Source organism: Pseudomonas petrae (assembly GCF_021728295.1).
GTDB classification, from domain to species: domain Bacteria; phylum Pseudomonadota; class Gammaproteobacteria; order Pseudomonadales; family Pseudomonadaceae; genus Aquipseudomonas; species Aquipseudomonas petrae.
Genome location: NZ_JAKJXE010000005.1, coordinates 167,811 through 182,472 on the forward strand (window position 1 = coordinate 167,811; position 14,662 = coordinate 182,472).

The 14,662-nt window shown below is 60.2% G+C and carries 13 protein-coding genes; 9 read left to right on the forward strand and 4 right to left on the reverse strand.

The annotated features are described in order from the left end of the window. The first annotated feature begins 225 nt into the window (after positions 1 to 225). Entirely contained in the window at positions 226 to 1,698 is a 1,473-nt protein-coding gene (locus tag L4G42_RS10405) for an inorganic phosphate transporter (protein WP_122536001.1), read from the forward strand. A 181-nt stretch (positions 1,699 to 1,879) separates the two neighbouring features. On the opposite strand, the gene L4G42_RS10410 is transcribed toward L4G42_RS10405, so the two are convergent. After that, positions 1,880 to 3,370: a helicase HerA-like domain-containing protein gene (locus tag L4G42_RS10410; protein ID WP_237250439.1), complete on the reverse strand. Its 1,491-nt coding sequence runs from the start codon at positions 3,368 to 3,370 to the stop codon at positions 1,880 to 1,882. 228 nt (positions 3,371 to 3,598) lie between these two features. On the opposite strand from L4G42_RS10410, the gene L4G42_RS10415 reads away from it, so the two are divergent. Genes L4G42_RS10415 through L4G42_RS10425 form a run of 3 tightly spaced genes read left to right on the forward strand, consistent with a single transcriptional unit; the run spans position 3,599 to position 6,460 of the window. Next, positions 3,599 to 4,696 carry an N-acetylglucosaminyl phosphatidylglycerol synthase gene (locus L4G42_RS10415; RefSeq protein WP_237250566.1) on the forward strand — a complete coding sequence of 366 codons (1,098 nt, stop codon included), beginning with the start codon at positions 3,599 to 3,601 and terminating at the stop codon, positions 4,694 to 4,696. Further along, complete coding sequence (locus L4G42_RS10420) at positions 4,689 to 5,468, forward strand: N-acetylglucosaminyl phosphatidylglycerol deacetylase (RefSeq protein ID WP_237250440.1); 780 nt, start codon at positions 4,689 to 4,691, stop codon at positions 5,466 to 5,468. Before L4G42_RS10415 ends, L4G42_RS10420 begins: the two co-directional genes overlap by 8 nt. Then, a complete protein-coding gene (locus L4G42_RS10425; RefSeq protein WP_237250441.1) occupies positions 5,465 to 6,460 on the forward strand; it encodes a glucosaminyl phosphatidylglycerol flippase in 996 nt (331 codons plus the stop codon). Before L4G42_RS10420 ends, L4G42_RS10425 begins: the two co-directional genes overlap by 4 nt. Here L4G42_RS10425 and L4G42_RS10430 read toward each other — a convergent pair. Then, positions 6,437 to 6,625, reverse strand: a complete 189-nt coding sequence (locus L4G42_RS10430; protein WP_237250442.1) for a hypothetical protein — start codon at positions 6,623 to 6,625, stop codon at positions 6,437 to 6,439. The two genes, L4G42_RS10425 and L4G42_RS10430, sit on opposite strands and share 24 nt — an antisense overlap. Before the next feature lie 102 nt (positions 6,626 to 6,727). Continuing rightward, positions 6,728 to 7,579 carry a formyltetrahydrofolate deformylase gene (purU, locus tag L4G42_RS10435; protein WP_237250443.1) on the reverse strand — a complete coding sequence of 284 codons (852 nt, stop codon included), beginning with the start codon at positions 7,577 to 7,579 and terminating at the stop codon, positions 6,728 to 6,730. A gap of 346 nt (positions 7,580 to 7,925) precedes the next feature. Here purU and mvaT point away from each other — a divergent pair, with 346 nt between their 5' ends. Then, entirely contained in the window at positions 7,926 to 8,303 is a 378-nt protein-coding gene (mvaT, locus tag L4G42_RS10440) for a histone-like nucleoid-structuring protein MvaT (protein WP_065992265.1), read from the forward strand. Between the two features lie 99 nt (positions 8,304 to 8,402). On the opposite strand, the gene sbcB is transcribed toward mvaT, so the two are convergent. Further along, entirely contained in the window at positions 8,403 to 9,833 is a 1,431-nt protein-coding gene (gene sbcB / locus L4G42_RS10445) for an exodeoxyribonuclease I (protein ID WP_237250444.1), read from the reverse strand. Positions 9,834 to 10,068: 235 nt separating this feature from the next. Between sbcB and L4G42_RS10450 the strand changes: the two genes are divergently transcribed. Genes L4G42_RS10450 through L4G42_RS10465 form a run of 4 tightly spaced genes read left to right on the forward strand, consistent with a single transcriptional unit; the run spans position 10,069 to position 14,651 of the window. Continuing rightward, positions 10,069 to 10,806, forward strand: a complete 738-nt coding sequence (locus L4G42_RS10450; RefSeq protein ID WP_237250445.1) for an RDD family protein — start codon at positions 10,069 to 10,071, stop codon at positions 10,804 to 10,806. Beyond that, entirely contained in the window at positions 10,803 to 11,783 is a 981-nt protein-coding gene (locus tag L4G42_RS10455; RefSeq protein WP_237250446.1) for a stage II sporulation protein M, read from the forward strand. Before L4G42_RS10450 ends, L4G42_RS10455 begins: the two co-directional genes overlap by 4 nt. Beyond that, positions 11,770 to 13,428, forward strand: coding sequence for a DUF4129 domain-containing protein (locus L4G42_RS10460; protein WP_237250447.1), 1,659 nt, complete (start codon positions 11,770 to 11,772; stop codon positions 13,426 to 13,428). The genes L4G42_RS10455 and L4G42_RS10460 overlap by 14 nt, the downstream gene beginning before the upstream one ends. After that, a complete protein-coding gene (locus L4G42_RS10465) occupies positions 13,425 to 14,651 on the forward strand; it encodes a DUF4350 domain-containing protein (protein ID WP_237250448.1) in 1,227 nt (408 codons plus the stop codon). The genes L4G42_RS10460 and L4G42_RS10465 overlap by 4 nt, the downstream gene beginning before the upstream one ends. Positions 14,652 to 14,662: the final 11 nt, after the last annotated feature.

A 14,662-nucleotide genomic window follows, 5' to 3' on the forward strand; every position in this document is an offset into this window, starting at 1 on the left:
CTGACTCAAACAGCCGACGGCAAGCGTTTTAAGTGCTTTAAATGCCAGGTTTTACAGACTCGTCCAGGGTTCAGGGGTGCTTCGCACTCTCCTGACGACAGGAAGTCAACGGGCAGGCGGGACAGAAATTTCATTGCAGGCTGCTACCAATGTGCAGCGCGCCTATCGCGCAGTTTTTTTTCTGTCATAATCCCGCCCCCTTAAGACCGGGTCAGAAAACCTTCCATGATCGATCTATTCAGCGGACTGGATGCTTGGGTGATTGTGAGCTTGTTGCTCGCCCTGGCGTTTGTCCTCACCTTCGAGTTCATCAACGGCTTTCATGACACCGCCAATGCGGTGGCGACAGTCATTTACACCAAGGCCATGCCGCCCCATCTGGCGGTATTTTTCTCGGGTGTGTTCAATTTTCTCGGGGTGCTCCTGGGTGGCGTCGGCGTGGCGTATGCCATCGTCCATCTGCTGCCGGTCGAGTTGTTGATCAATGTCAACACCGGTCATGGTCTGGCCATGGTGTTCTCGCTGTTGGCTGCGGCCATCACCTGGAACCTCGGCACCTGGTATTTCGGCATCCCGGCGTCCAGCTCCCACACGTTGATCGGATCGATTCTGGGTGTAGGCCTGGCGAACGCGCTGATCAATAACATTCCGTTGGGCGAAGGCGTCAACTGGCAGAAAGCGATCGATATCGGCGCTTCGCTGGTGTTCTCGCCACTGGCCGGTTTCATCGTGGCAGGTCTGGTACTGCTGGGGCTCAAAGCCTGGCGTCCCCTGTCCAAGATGCACAAGACCCCGGAGCAGCGCCGCAAGCTCGATGACAAAAAACACCCTCCTTTCTGGAATCGCCTGGTTCTGGTGATTTCCGCAATGGCGGTGAGTTTTGTGCACGGCTCCAATGATGGTCAGAAAGGCATCGGCCTGATCATGCTGGTGCTGATCGGTATCGTCCCGGCGCAGTTCGTGCTCGACCTGAGCACCACGACCTACCAGATCGAACGCACCCGCGACGCGACCCAGCACTTGAGCCAGTTTTACCAGCGCAACAACGCGACGCTGGGCGAGTACCTGGCACTGGGCAAATCGGCGGCGGGCGACTTGCCCGAGCGTTTCAGCTGCAACCCCGAGCAGACCGAGCCGACCATTGATGCTCTGTTGAACAACCTCAAGGGCGTCAACGACTACCACAGCCTCGCACCGGAGCGTCGCATCGAAGTGCGTCGCTACTTGCTGTGCCTGGACGATACGGCACGCAAAGTCGGCAAGCTGCCAGCCCTTGATGCCCGTGAAAAATCGGATCTGGAGAAGCTGCGCAAGGACCTGACCGCGACCACTGAATACGCGCCGTTCTGGGTCATCTTCGCCGTTGCATTGGCGCTGGGTATTGGCACCATGGTCGGCTGGAAACGCGTAGTGCTGACCATCGGTGAGAAAATCGGGAAGCAAGGCATGACCTACGCTCAGGGCATGTCCGCTCAGATCACCACCGCGAGCGCCATTGCGCTGGCCAACGTGTTCAGCCTGCCGGTTTCAACGACTCACATCCTGTCGTCCGGCGTGGCCGGGACCATGGTGGCTAACAAGAGTGGCCTGCAGGGCGGCACCGTGCGCAACATTCTGCTGGCATGGGTGCTCACCCTGCCCGCCACGGTCGCGCTGTCGGCAGGGTTATTCTGGTTGGCGTCCAAAGCGCTGGCCTGACCTGACTGCACCGCCTGATCTGAAAAAGCCCATTCATTGAATGGGCTTTTTATTGCCCGACGCGGTCCACTGCAGGAGCGCGCTTGCCTGCGATTGCGGTGTGCCTGTGATGGAGATGTCACCTGCCAGGATGCGTTCGCGGGCAAGCGCGCTCCTGCGGATTAGAGATCGGTTGAATCCCCTACCGGCGTTTCTTGCTACCGCCCAGCAACGAACCCATCAACCCGCGCACCAGTTCGCGACCGATCTGGGTGGCGGCCTGGCGCATCGCACTCTTGACCGCCTGCCCCGCCAGCCCGCCCAGAAAACCACCGGCCATGTCGGCAAATCCGCCTTCTGACTTCTCCTCAACGGAAGGTTTCTGCGCCGGGTGCACGGATGCGCCTTTACGCGCCAGCAGCATTTCATAAGCCGATTCGCGATCCACGGGTTTGTCGTAGCGACCGGCCAGTGGCGACCGGGCGATAAGCGCGGTGCGTTCAGCCTGGGTCAACGGCCCGATGCGCGATTGCGGGGGCGCGACCAGTACGCGCTGGACGATCTCAGGCGTGCCCTTGTCCTGCAGCGTGCCCACCAGCGCCTCACCGATGCCCAACTCGGTCAGCACCGAGAGCGCATCGAAATCGGGATTGGGGCGAAAACCGTCCGCAACGGCCTTCAGCGATCTTTGCTCCTTGCTGGTGAACGCGCGCAGGCCATGCTGAATCCGTAACCCGAGCTGCGCCAGAATGCTGTCCGGCAGATCCCCCGGCGACTGGGTGACAAAATACACGCCGACGCCTTTCGAGCGAATCAGCCGTACTACTTGCTCAAGACGCTCCTGCAGCGCTTTCGGTGTATCAGTGAAGAGCAAATGGGCTTCGTCGAAGAACAGCGCCAGCAAGGGTTTATCGGCATCGCCGCGTTCAGGCAATTGCTCGAACAGCTCTGCCAGCAGCCACAGCAGGAAGGTGGCATAGACCTTCGGCGACTCGTGCACCAGCCGGCTCGCATCGAGCAGATGAATTTGCCCGCGGCCGTCGCTCGCAGGTTGCAAAATATCCTCCAGTTGCAGCGCCGGCTCGCCGAACAAGGCCTCGGCGCCCTGCTGCTCAAGGACCGCCAGCCGACGTAACAGCGCCTGACTCGAACCCGTGGTCATCAACGCGCTGTCATCGCCGAGCACTTCGGGGTTGTCGCGCAGATGATTGAGCAGCGCCTTCAGGTCCTTGATATCCAGCAACAACAACCCTTCCCGATCCGCCACCTTGAACGCCGCGTACAGCGCCGACTGCTGGCTGTCCGTCAATTCCAGCAAACTTCCCAGCAGCAGCGGCCCCATTTCCGACAGGGTGGTGCGCAACGGATGGCCCGTTTCACCGTGCACATCCCACAATGTCACCGGATAGCCCTGAGGTTTATGGTGCAGCCAGGGCATGCGGGCGATCCGCTCGGCGATTTTGCCTTGAGGGTCGCCCGGGGCGCCGAGCCCGCAGAGATCACCCTTGATGTCCGCCGCGAACACCGCCACGCCAGCATCGCTGAACGCCTCCGCCAGACGCTGCAACGTGACGGTTTTCCCGGTGCCGGTCGCGCCGGCCACCAGCCCGTGACGGTTGGCCAGACGCATCGCCTGCCCGATCGGCTGGCCCTTTAGGTCAGCGCCAATAAGAATCTGTTGTGAGTCAGGCATCCGTTCACCCAAGCGTCGCATTTGATATTCCCGAGGGGGACTGCGGCGACAGTCCGAATGGACCGGCACCACTGATCAGCCTCAGGCCACCTCCCTACTCTAGCGCAAGCGGCGCAACGCTCGTCCATAGGCATGAGCGCGACGATCTGCAACCGAACATCTGTATCTGTGGATGGTCAACCGGAAGGACCGATCAATGGACGGAGGCATCCTGTGCATATCGCTGACATGACCATGTTCTACGCCCCTGCCAGTGGTGGCGTGCGCACGTATCTGGACGCCAAACACCGTCGCCTCGCACTTTACCCGGGCGTGCGACACAGCCTGTTGATTCCCGGGCCGCAAAGCAGTCATGAGGACGGCGTGTACCGGGTACCGGCGCCGCCCGTGCCATTTGGCAACGGCTATCGTTTTCCGCTGCGCGTTGGTCCCTGGCGAGATGCCCTGCGAAGTCTGCGGCCCGACCTCATTGAGGTCGGCGACCCTTATCTGACGGCCTGGGCGGCACTGGATGCCCGACGTCAACTGGACGTGCCGGTGATCGGCTTCTATCACTCCGATTTGCCGCTGCTGGTGAGCAACCGGATTGGCACCTGGCTGGGCACCAACGTCGAGAATTACGTGAGCAAGCTTTACGGCAACTTTGATCGTGTGCTGGCGCCGAGCGCCGCGATGGCGGACAAGCTGATACGCCTGGGTGTGAAGAATGTTCATGTGCAACCGTTGGGGGTTGATCTGCAGACGTTCCATCCTTCTCGGCGGGATCCTGGTCTCAAGGCCGAACTGGGCCTGACAGAAGAAACACACCTGCTCATCTTCGCGGGCCGAGGTTCGAAAGAGAAAAACCTGACCGTTCTCCTCGACTGCATGAAGGCGCTGGGCCCGGGTTATCACCTTTTGCTGGTGGGCTCTCATATGCCGACCGGCGTGCCGGTCAACGTCACAGTTGTGGATAAATTCCGCCCCGCCGCCGAGGTTGCGCGTCTGCTGGCGAGCGCTGATGCGCTGGTGCATGCAGGGGATCAGGAGACCTTCGGGCTGGTGGTGATCGAAGCCATGGCCAGCGGGATTCCGGTGGTCGCAGTGGATGCCGGCGCGTTCCGCGAAATCATTCCCGAGCACTGCGGTCTGCTGTGGAAACCCAATCACCCGCTGGCCATGGCAGCAACGGTGCGTCAGCTATTTGCCGAGAACGCGCCATTTCGAGGCGCAAATGCGCGGCGTCATGTCGAGGCGCACTACGCGTGGGACACCGTGGTCGCCGGCTTGCTTGGCCATTACCAGGCGGTGCTCGGCGCCCACCAGCCGGCCTACGCCCATGGCTGATATCTTCGCGAACCCGTCACGCAGCGTCATGCTGGTCCTTCACGACGTAGCGCCACAAACCTGGCCGGATTATCGTCCGTTTGTAGAAGCCGTCGATGCGCTGGGAAACGTCCCCATTACCTGGCTGGTGGTGCCGGACTTTCACAAGCAGGACTCCATCGACGCTAACCCGGATTTCCAGCGGTTGATGCACGACCGCCTCGTACGGGGCGATGAGCTGGCGCTGCACGGTTATTACCACTGCGACGACAGCCCTGCCCCGCGCACGCCACAGGATTTTTTCATGCGGCGGATTTACACCTGGGAAGGCGAGTTCTACACCCTCAACGAGCAGCAGGCGATGCAGCGACTCGAAGCCGGCATGGAGGTGTTCCGGCGCAACGAGTGGCCGCTTCACGGATTCGTCGCTCCCGCCTGGCTGATGAGCGAAGGCACGCGCAATGCCCTGCGAAAATTGCCGTTGGACTACACAAGTGATGCCCAACACTTGTATCGTCTGCCGGACTTTTCCGAGATCGATGCGCCCGGCATCGTCTGGAGCGCTCGCAGCGCCTGGCGCCGGGGCGTATCGAAAATCGTCAGCAACCACCGTGAGGCTCAATTGCACAACGCCGCAACTATTCGTCTGGGTCTGCACCCTGTAGACATGCGCCACGACTTTTCCCGTCGTTACTGGCTGCAAGCCCTTGAGCGCTTGCTGAACGACGGCCGTACGCCGACCAGTAAATTTGCCTGGTTACAGGGCCTGAATGCCGCCAGGTCCGCGGCGTGAGGCGACTTGGCTGGCTCGCAGCAGCACTGATACTCGCCCTGCTGATTCCGTTCTTCATGGGCGGCGCAGACATGTTTCATCGCCTGCGCAATTTCCCGGTGATGCTCCTGATCGGCATGTTCGTCATGGTGTTGGTGGGCTGGTGCATGAACACAATGCGCCTGCGTCTGTTGCTCGGCGACGCCGCCAGCGGGCTCGGCCTGCGCAAAAGCCTGGCCGTGGTGATGGCGACCGAGTTTGCCTACTGCGCAACGCCTGGTGGCAGCGGCGCCCCGTTGACGCTGGTGGCACTGCTCTCGCGCAGCGGCATCGGCCCGGCGAAAAGCACAGCGGCCTTCGCCACTGACCAGCTGATGGATCTGGTGTTTTTTCTGCTCGCACTGATCGGCATCTTGATTTACGCGGTGTTCCACCAACTCAGCGAAAACCTTGAATGGATGCTCATTGCCAGCGCCCTGCTGATCGGCGCGGGGCTTTGCGCGTGCGCCGGTTTCGCGCGGTATCACCGACGCATCATTCTGTTCAACGGTCGGGTGCTCAAGCGCCTGAAGCGCAAGAACAGCACGCGTATTCGCTGGGCGCGCAAGCTGCTGCATTTTCGCGACGCGTTGGCTGAAACCTGGAAGATGCCCCACCGCATACTGCTGCAAGTGTTTGCGCTGACCTGCGTGCACTGGAGTTTACGTTACAGCGTGCTGTACCTGGCGCTGCAAGGATTGGGCGTGGATATCGACTGGGCGTGGACGTTTCTGGTGCAGATGCTGTCGCTGAGCGCTGGGCAGTTCAGCCTGTCGCCGGGCGGTGCCGGAGCAGCGGAATTGACGTCGGCGGCCTTGTTGGCGCCGATGGTGGGCAAGTCGACGGCAGCGGCAGCGATCCTCATCTGGCGGATCGTCACCTATTACTTCTATCTGGTCGCGGGCGGTCCGGTGTTTCTTCTGATGGTCGGGCGCCCTCTGTTGAACAAGTTACTGCGGATCAAGACTGTCTGAGTCGTCCTTCTGTTCGGCAGACGTCAGTTCTTTCCATAACGCTTCGGCCCCCTCGAAGTCCGTGCCGTCTTCCGGCGACATTGCGTCGACGTCATAACGGCTCAGGCATCCCTCACCAAGGGTCGGCGGGGCCTTGGATGTGGCTTTGTCGAGAGGGTCGGTCATATGGATTCCTCCTGTCTTGCCGTTCAGCCTAGTTGTTCGAACACAATAGCGTGCAGTGAACCGCTGAACTTCAGCGGCTCACCCAAACCGTTTAATCACCGCTTAATCAAAGACCACTGTCTTGTTGTCATGCACCAGCACGCGATCTTCCAGGTGTGCGCGCAGGCCGCGAGCGAGCACCATCTTTTCCACGTCGCGACCGAAACGAACCATGTTTTCGATGCTGTCGCGATGGCTGACGCGCACGACGTCCTGCTCGATGATCGGACCAGCGTCCAGTTCTTCGGTGACGTAGTGGCAAGTAGCGCCGATCAGTTTCACGCCGCGCAGCGACGCCTGGTGATACGGCTTGGCGCCGACAAACGAAGGCAGGAAGCTGTGGTGAATGTTAATGACCTGGTGCGCGTACTCCCGGCACAGTTGCGGCGGCAGGATCTGCATGTAACGCGCCAGCACAACAACGTCGGCTTCGTGATGTTTGACCAGACGCGAGACTTCGGCGAACGCCGGCTCTTTGTCTTTCGGATCAACCGGCACGTGGTAATAAGGAATGTTGTGCCACTCGACCATGCTGCGAAGGTCTTGGTGGTTGGAGATCACGCAGGCGATTTCGCAGTCCAGTTCGTCGCTGTGCCAGCGGTGCAACAGGTCGGCCAGGCAATGGGACTCGCGGCTTGCCATGAGCACGACGCGCTTTTTCTGCGCGGAGTCGGTGATGCGCCAGTCCATCGAAAACTCTTCGGCGATGGGCGCAAACGCTTCACGGAAACCTTCGAGGTCGAAAGGCAGGGTGTCGGCGCGCATTTCATGACGCATGAAAAACCAGCCGCTGAGATTGTCAGAGTGATGGCTCGCTTCGGTAATCCAGCCGTTGTGCGATGCCAGAAAGTTACTGACCTTGGCAACGATACCGACACGGTCCGGGCAAGCAATCACCAGACGAAAAGTGCGCATGTGAAAAACTCCAGAACTTCGCAAAGGCCGCCATTCTAGCGATTACCTGAGGACTGTGCAGTAACCGCATGCCGCTCATTTCAGGCGACAAAAAAGCGCACCCTGCGGGGATTAATGCGTAAGTGCCGGACCGGTTCATCGGCGACGGAAACTCGACGCCAGATACTTCACTAAAAACTGCACGATCATTGGCGTTCTATAACGCAACATGTGTATCTAAATCGAGGGTATGTCTGCGGTTATTTCAAAATGCTACGGATAAAACGTTTCTTAAATGTTTACTTGCGCAAACACTCTGATTATTATGCGCCATCGCATCATGCCCATCACAACATAGGTAACCCCCATGTCACTGATCAACGAATACCGCGCAACAGAAGAAGCCATCAAAGAACTGCAAGCCCGCCTGCAAAACCTGCAACAAGACGACAAACTGCAGAAAGAACTTGAGTTCGAAGGCAAACTGCGTACGTTGATGGGCGAATATCAGAAATCCCTGCGCGACATCATCGCGCTGCTGGACCCAGAGTCCAAAATGAAGGCGCCACGTGGCGCGGCTGTAAAGCCGGTCGGCACCAAGCGCGCTCGCAAGGTCAAGCAATACAAGAACCCGCACAACGGTGAAATCATCGAAACCAAAGGCGGCAACCACAAGACGCTGAAAGAGTGGAAAGCCAAGTGGGGCGGCGACGAGGTTGAAGGCTGGGCAACTCTGCTGGGTTAATTCCCGGGTTTAGGGTCAGCCGTCGCACTGAAATGTCCGACCCAAAAAGACGCCAGCAATGCTGGCGTTTTTTATTGCCTGCCATTAACCCGTCTTCGCTTAAAGCGCCAGACGCTGTTTCAATACCAGAGAGTATTCCTGCCACTGGGCAAGCACCTTGAGTTGCTCGGACGTGGCCTTCAATGAGTGTTCGACCAGCGCACGGCTGAATGCCTTGAGCGTATTGGGAGCGCCGGCCTGAGGATCGCTCAGGCGCAACTGACAAAACGCCAACCAGCGCTGTTGCTCTGCAACGCTCAGGGTTTCGGCAAAGTTGCGGGCGCGATAGCGGAATAACAATTCAGGCAGTCGGGGGTCATCGAACGGCCAGACATCGGTAGCCAGTTGCTGCGGCTCGGCAATTCGCACCTGCTCGCAGAGACGACGGTCCCTATCATTGATGAAACCATCGTATAACTGCTGTTCCGGATCTTCACTGGCAGCGAAGTTTTCGTTGGCGTACACGCCTTTCAACTTGTCCTGCCAGATCGTCTGCCCTTCATTCAATTCAGCGACGCGCGTTTTATAAACACCCATGTCCAGTTGCAGACGCTGACGGTCCTCCTCGCGAAGCACGCTCAGCGGGGCAATGACCGGGCATTTATTAACATGCAGCAGTTTGAGCGGAACCGGGAGCTGGCCTTCGAGCAAATCTTCGCGACGGGTATATAGGCGCTGACGCAAGGTATCGCCGTCTTCGTCCAGCAACGGGCTGTGGTCATGGTACAGATCACAGACTATCAATGCGTTCCGGTTGACCGGATGCCAGGCCAGCGGGAGTACGACGCTCACGTAACTTCGCGCAGCGGAGAAACGACCCGATATGTGCACAAGCGGCTGCATCAATCGAATCTGATCCTGCACCTTGTGCTTGAAGCGCAATTCAAAAAGATAATCGTAAAGTCTGGGTTGTTTATCGCGGACAAGACGCGCCAGCGCGATGGTTGCGCGGACATCGGAGAGCGCGTCGTGGGCATGGCCATGATCAATCCCGTTGGCCGCCGTCAGCCGCTCGAGTTTCAGCGTGACCCGGCCCTCTTCTTCCGGCCAGACAATGCCCTCCGGACGCAACGCATAAGCCGTGCGCACCACATCGATCAGATCCCAACGGCTGTTACCGCCCTGCCATTCGCGGGCGTAGGGATCGAAGAAGTTTCGGTAAAGACTGTAGCGGGTCATCTCATCGTCAAAACGCAACGTGTTGTAACCCGCGCTGCAGGTGCCGGGGCGAGACATCTCCGCGTGCAATCGCGTCATGAAGTCCGCCTCGCACAAACCCTTTTCCGCGAGCCGGTCAGGCGTAATACCTGTCACCAGACACGCCGCCGGATGGGGCAGGATGTCATCGCTGGGCTGGCAATAGAGGTTGATCGGTTCGCCGATCTCGTTGAGCTGATCGTCCGTACGAATGCCCGCCACTTGCAGCGGCCGGTCGTTGCGTGGATTGATCCCGGTGGTTTCGTAGTCGTACCAGAAGATGCTGGAAGTCACGGGCTGATCCTGAACAAAAGACCGGCCGAGTTTAACAGATGCCCTTGCGCGTCTGACGCCAGCGAATACACCCTGCCACTCGGAATACTTCGACACAGTTTGTGCGAAAGTGGCGGCTGTCGATGGCCGGCAAGTTGTAACAGGAGCCTTCCCACACATCGTCCAGAATCATCCTGTTGCTTAGCCACTCCGGCGTGGCTAGCATCAAACCTCTTTCACCGGCGTACCTTTCTTTATGTCCCTTTCCCATGCAGAGCCAGGATTTGCTGCACCGCTTGCCCTGCTGGACACCCGTGTCCGCATGGAAACGCCCGAGGGCATCGACCTCATCGTGCGCCCCGCCGGTTTACTGTCCCGGTCAATTGCTTTCGGCATCGACCTGATGATTCGTGGCGTATTGCTGGGTGCGCTGTTTTTTGTGCTGGGAACACTGGGCGACTTCGGCACCGGGCTGTTCATGCTCGCGCTGTTCATCGGGACGTGGGGTTACATGGTGCTTTTCGAGGTGCTGCATCAGGGACGTACCCCGGGAAAACAGATCATGGGACTGCGGGTCATTCACGATGACGGCACGCCGATTGGCTGGTCGGCCTCAGTGCTGCGCAACCTGCTGCGTTTCGTCGACATGCTGCCCTTCGGCTACTGCGTTGGCGCGTTCACCTGTTTGCAGCACCCGCTGTTCAAACGCCTTGGGGATTTCGCGGCCGGCACGCTGGTCATCTATCGGGATGTACCCCCGCAGCGGCCGCCACTGGCTGAGGCCACTGCGCTGAATCCGTCGCTGCCCCTCTTGCTGGAGGAGCAGCGCGCCATACAAGCCTTTGCCGAGCGGCAAGACACACTTTCTCCGGCGAGGGCTCAGGAGCTTGCCGCGATCGTCACGCAGCCGTTGCAGCTGTCTACCTCGCCAGATCCGCACTATCCGGTCCAGCAATTGAAGGGCATTGCCCGCAGCCTGGCCGGTGAATCATGAAGCAGAGCCTGTTCGAAAAACGTCACGCACAAGACTGGCAGCGTTTCGCAACGCGTCTTGAGGCGCTGGAAGGGAGTCGCCGTAAAAGCGAATCCGGCGCGGGCTTCAGCCGCGAATACCGTCAGATCTGCCAACAGCTCGCGCTGGCGATTGACCGTGGATACGCCAGTCATCTGGTCGAGCAACTGCAACAGCTTGCGATGCGCGGCCACCAGCAGTTGTATCGCCACCGAAGCCAGTTCACTGCGCAGTTGCTGAGCTTTGTGCTCGCAGACTTTCCGCGGCTGGTGCGCGCTGAATGGCGATGGGTCGCCCTCGCCGGCCTGCTGTTTTTTGGCAGCCTGACGCTCATGGCGCTGCTCGTCTATGGCTATCCGGATCTGGTGTACAGCGTCGTCAGCCCGGCCGATGTTGCCGGAATGCACGCGATGTACGAGCCCGCCGCACGGCGCATCGGGCAGACGGCCGAGCGCGCGTCGAGTACTGACTGGCTGATGTTCGGTTACTACGTCATGCACAACGTCGGCATTGCTTTCCAGACCTTCGCCAGCGGCCTGTTCTTCGGCGTCGGCAGTCTGTTTTTTCTGTTCTTCAACGGGCTGATGATTGGCGCGGTTGCAGGCCATCTCACCGACGCAGGCATGGGCGCAACCTTCTGGCCGTTCGTGGTCGGACACAGCGCTTTCGAGCTGACCGGCATCACGCTGGCGGGTGCGGCGGGGCTGAAACTCGGATGGGCGCTGGTCGCTCCCGGTCGACTGCGCCGAGGCGAAGCGCTTCGCCGCGCTGCCCAGATCAGCGTGCGACTGATTGGCGGGGTCATGATGTTCCTGCTCATCGCTGCATTCATTGAAGCGTACTGGTCGTCGATGAGCTGGCCGCCAGCGACGGCAAAATACCTGGTGGGTGCTTCGTTATGGTTGCTGGTCGGCGCCTACCTGATTCTTGCCGGACGCACGCCCCATGCGCCTGATTGACGCCAGCGTTGTCATACGCCCACGCACGCCCTGGGAGGCCATCGATCTGGGCGTTCTCCTGGCGCAACGGCACCGCGCCTTACTAATGACCAGCTGGGCCATCGTCACCTTGCCCATCTTCGCGCTGCTGACCCTGCTGCTGTGGGATTACCCGTCGGTGGCAGTTCTCGTGTTCTGGTGGCTGAAGCCGGCGTACGAACGGCTGCCGCTGCTGATTCTGTCGCAGGCGCTGTTCGGCTCGGCACCTTCGCTCAAGCAGGCGCTGAAAAGCTTTCCGTCCGCTTTAAAACCGCAGTTGATAGCAACCCTGACCTGGCGGCGTCTGAGCCTCAGCCGCAGCTACTATCAGCCGGTGCAGCAACTCGAAGGACTCGACGGGTTGTCGCGTGCGCAGCGGATTGCCGTGCTTGGCCAGAAGGAATCCCGGGCGGCGCGTCTGCTGACGGCGCTGGGCAGCACACTTGAAATGACCTTCTGGATCGGACTGATGGTGCTGTTCTACGCCATGATTCCGCCGCAGATCGAAGCCGACTGGTCATGGCGCAGCCTGCTGGACATCGAGGGTGAGTGGAACTGGCTGGAGCATCTGACCAACGGGTTTTATGCGCTGGTTTTGGTCGTGTGGGGGCCGGTTTATGTGTCCTGCGGGTTTGCCCTGTACCTCAATCGCCGAACCGCATTGGAGGCGTGGGACATCGAACTGCGTTTCCGCAAGCTGCGTCAGCGTGTTCTGGGCAGCGCACTGTCGTTGTTACTGGGCGGGATCCTCGCGCTGACGTTGTTGCCTTCTTCGGTCATGGCAGAGTCGGCGGCAAACCAGTCAATGACAGACCAGTCAATGCCGGACGAAATCCCCAGCGAGTCGGGCAATAGCTGCCCACTGCCGCCGCTGGACAACCCGCAGACTGACGAAGACGTTGCACCGCCCGACTCGCCACGCCTGCTTAATCAGCCGCTGACCAGCCAGGCGTCACAGAACGCCATCCATGCCGTGCTTGAACAACCGCCGTTCAAGAATCCCAAACCAGTGTCCGGGTGGCGCATCGCCGAGCCCGCTTACGATGCCAAGCATGACGCCAAGCATGATGCCAACTCAGCCGAGACACCCAACTGGCTGGCGCGACTGGTCGTCGGCGCGCTCAACGTGGGCAAAACCCTGTCGGCTGTTTTCGGGGCACTGTTATGGACGCTCCTCGGCCTCACGGTCGCGTGGGTGATCTGGCGGTATCGGGCCTGGTTCGCCACCTTCGTAGGTAAAAGCCCACGCAAGGCACCTGCACCACAAGACATCCCTCACCAACTCTTTGGCTTACAAGTCCGTGCTGAAAGTCTGCCGGCGGATGTCGCGGATGCAGCGGAGAGGCTCTGGCGGCAGTCACCCCGCGAGGCTTTGAGCCTGCTTTACCGCGCACTGCTCAGCCGCCTGTTGACCGATTACCAGCTGCCGCTGAAAAGCGCGGACACCGAGGGCCAGATACTGGCGCGCATCGCCGAGCTCAAGCAGCCATCCCTCGATGACTTCAGCCATGAGCTGACGCGCCACTGGCAGAATCTCGCCTACGGGCATCAGGTGCCGCCGGATCAAGCACGACAGACGCTGTGCTCAGGCTGGCGGAAGTTGTTCGCGCAGGGAGCAGGCGCATGAGCCGGCGCTGGATCATCGGGCTGGTCACCGCGCTGATGCTGGCAAGCATCGTCATCGCCAGTGTGCCTGTGCTGAAGCGGCTCGAACGTTATCAGGAAACCGTCGACCAGGGCCCTTCTCCCGAGGCGCTGGCCAACCCCTACCTCGCCGCTCAGACGTTCCTGCGTCAGCGAAACATTCAGGTGAAGACGGTCGAAACGCTCGCCACTCTCCCCGACATCCAAGACCAGCCGCAAACGCTCATGCTGCTGGATTTCCGCGAGAAGATGACGCCGTCCGAGGTCAAGCGCTTGCTGGCCTGGACCCAGTCAGGCGGCCGCCTTCTGTTTGTTGCCGAACAGCTGTGGGACCAGGCCAAGGGAAGCAGCGGCGACCTGTTGCTGGATCAATTGCAGATTCATCAATTCCTCACCCAGGATCTGCAAGAGCAGGACCGCGAACGGCAGCGCGAACAACTCAAGCCGGTCATCCCGCTGAGCACGCCGGACATTCAAGGCCCCGAAACGCCGTGGCCCGAGTTGACCCGGCTGTTCGTGCAAAACGAAAACGCCCCGGCCTACATGAGCTTCGACCCGGCCTTCCATCTGGATGACCCCGAGGATCATGCACAGTCATGGGCCAACAGCGCTGACGCCACGCACCTGCTGCAAATGGTGTACGGCTCCGGATTGATCACCGTCGTCACAGACGCCGACCTCTGGAAAACCCACACCATCGGCGAATACGATAATGCCTGGCTGCTCTGGTACCTGAGCCAGGACAGCACCGTCACGATGGTGCTGCGCACTGAACACGACAACCTGTTCGGGCTGCTCTGGAAATACTTTCCCCAGGCGCTGCTCGCCCTGACGCTGTGCCTCATTGCAACGCTGTGGCATGCAGGCATGCGCCATGGCCCGATGCTGCCGATTCTGTCGCGCGGCCGCCGTCAGCTCAGCGAACACCTGCGCGCGAGCGCCGACTTCATGCTCCGCCGGGAAGGCCAGCACGCCGCGTTGCGTGCCCTGCAGCAAGACATTCTGCGCCGCGCCCGGCAGCGGCATCCCGGGTTTGAAACCCTGACCGTCACCGAACAATGGCAGACGCTGGCGCGCATGACGCGTCAGTCCACCAGCAGCATCGGCCAGGCACTGCGGCCCCGACCGGAGCAACGCCTGTCCAGCAGCGAATTCACCCGTCAGGTTGCGTACCTGCAAACCATCAGGAATGCATTGAATGTGTAGGCGAACAACCG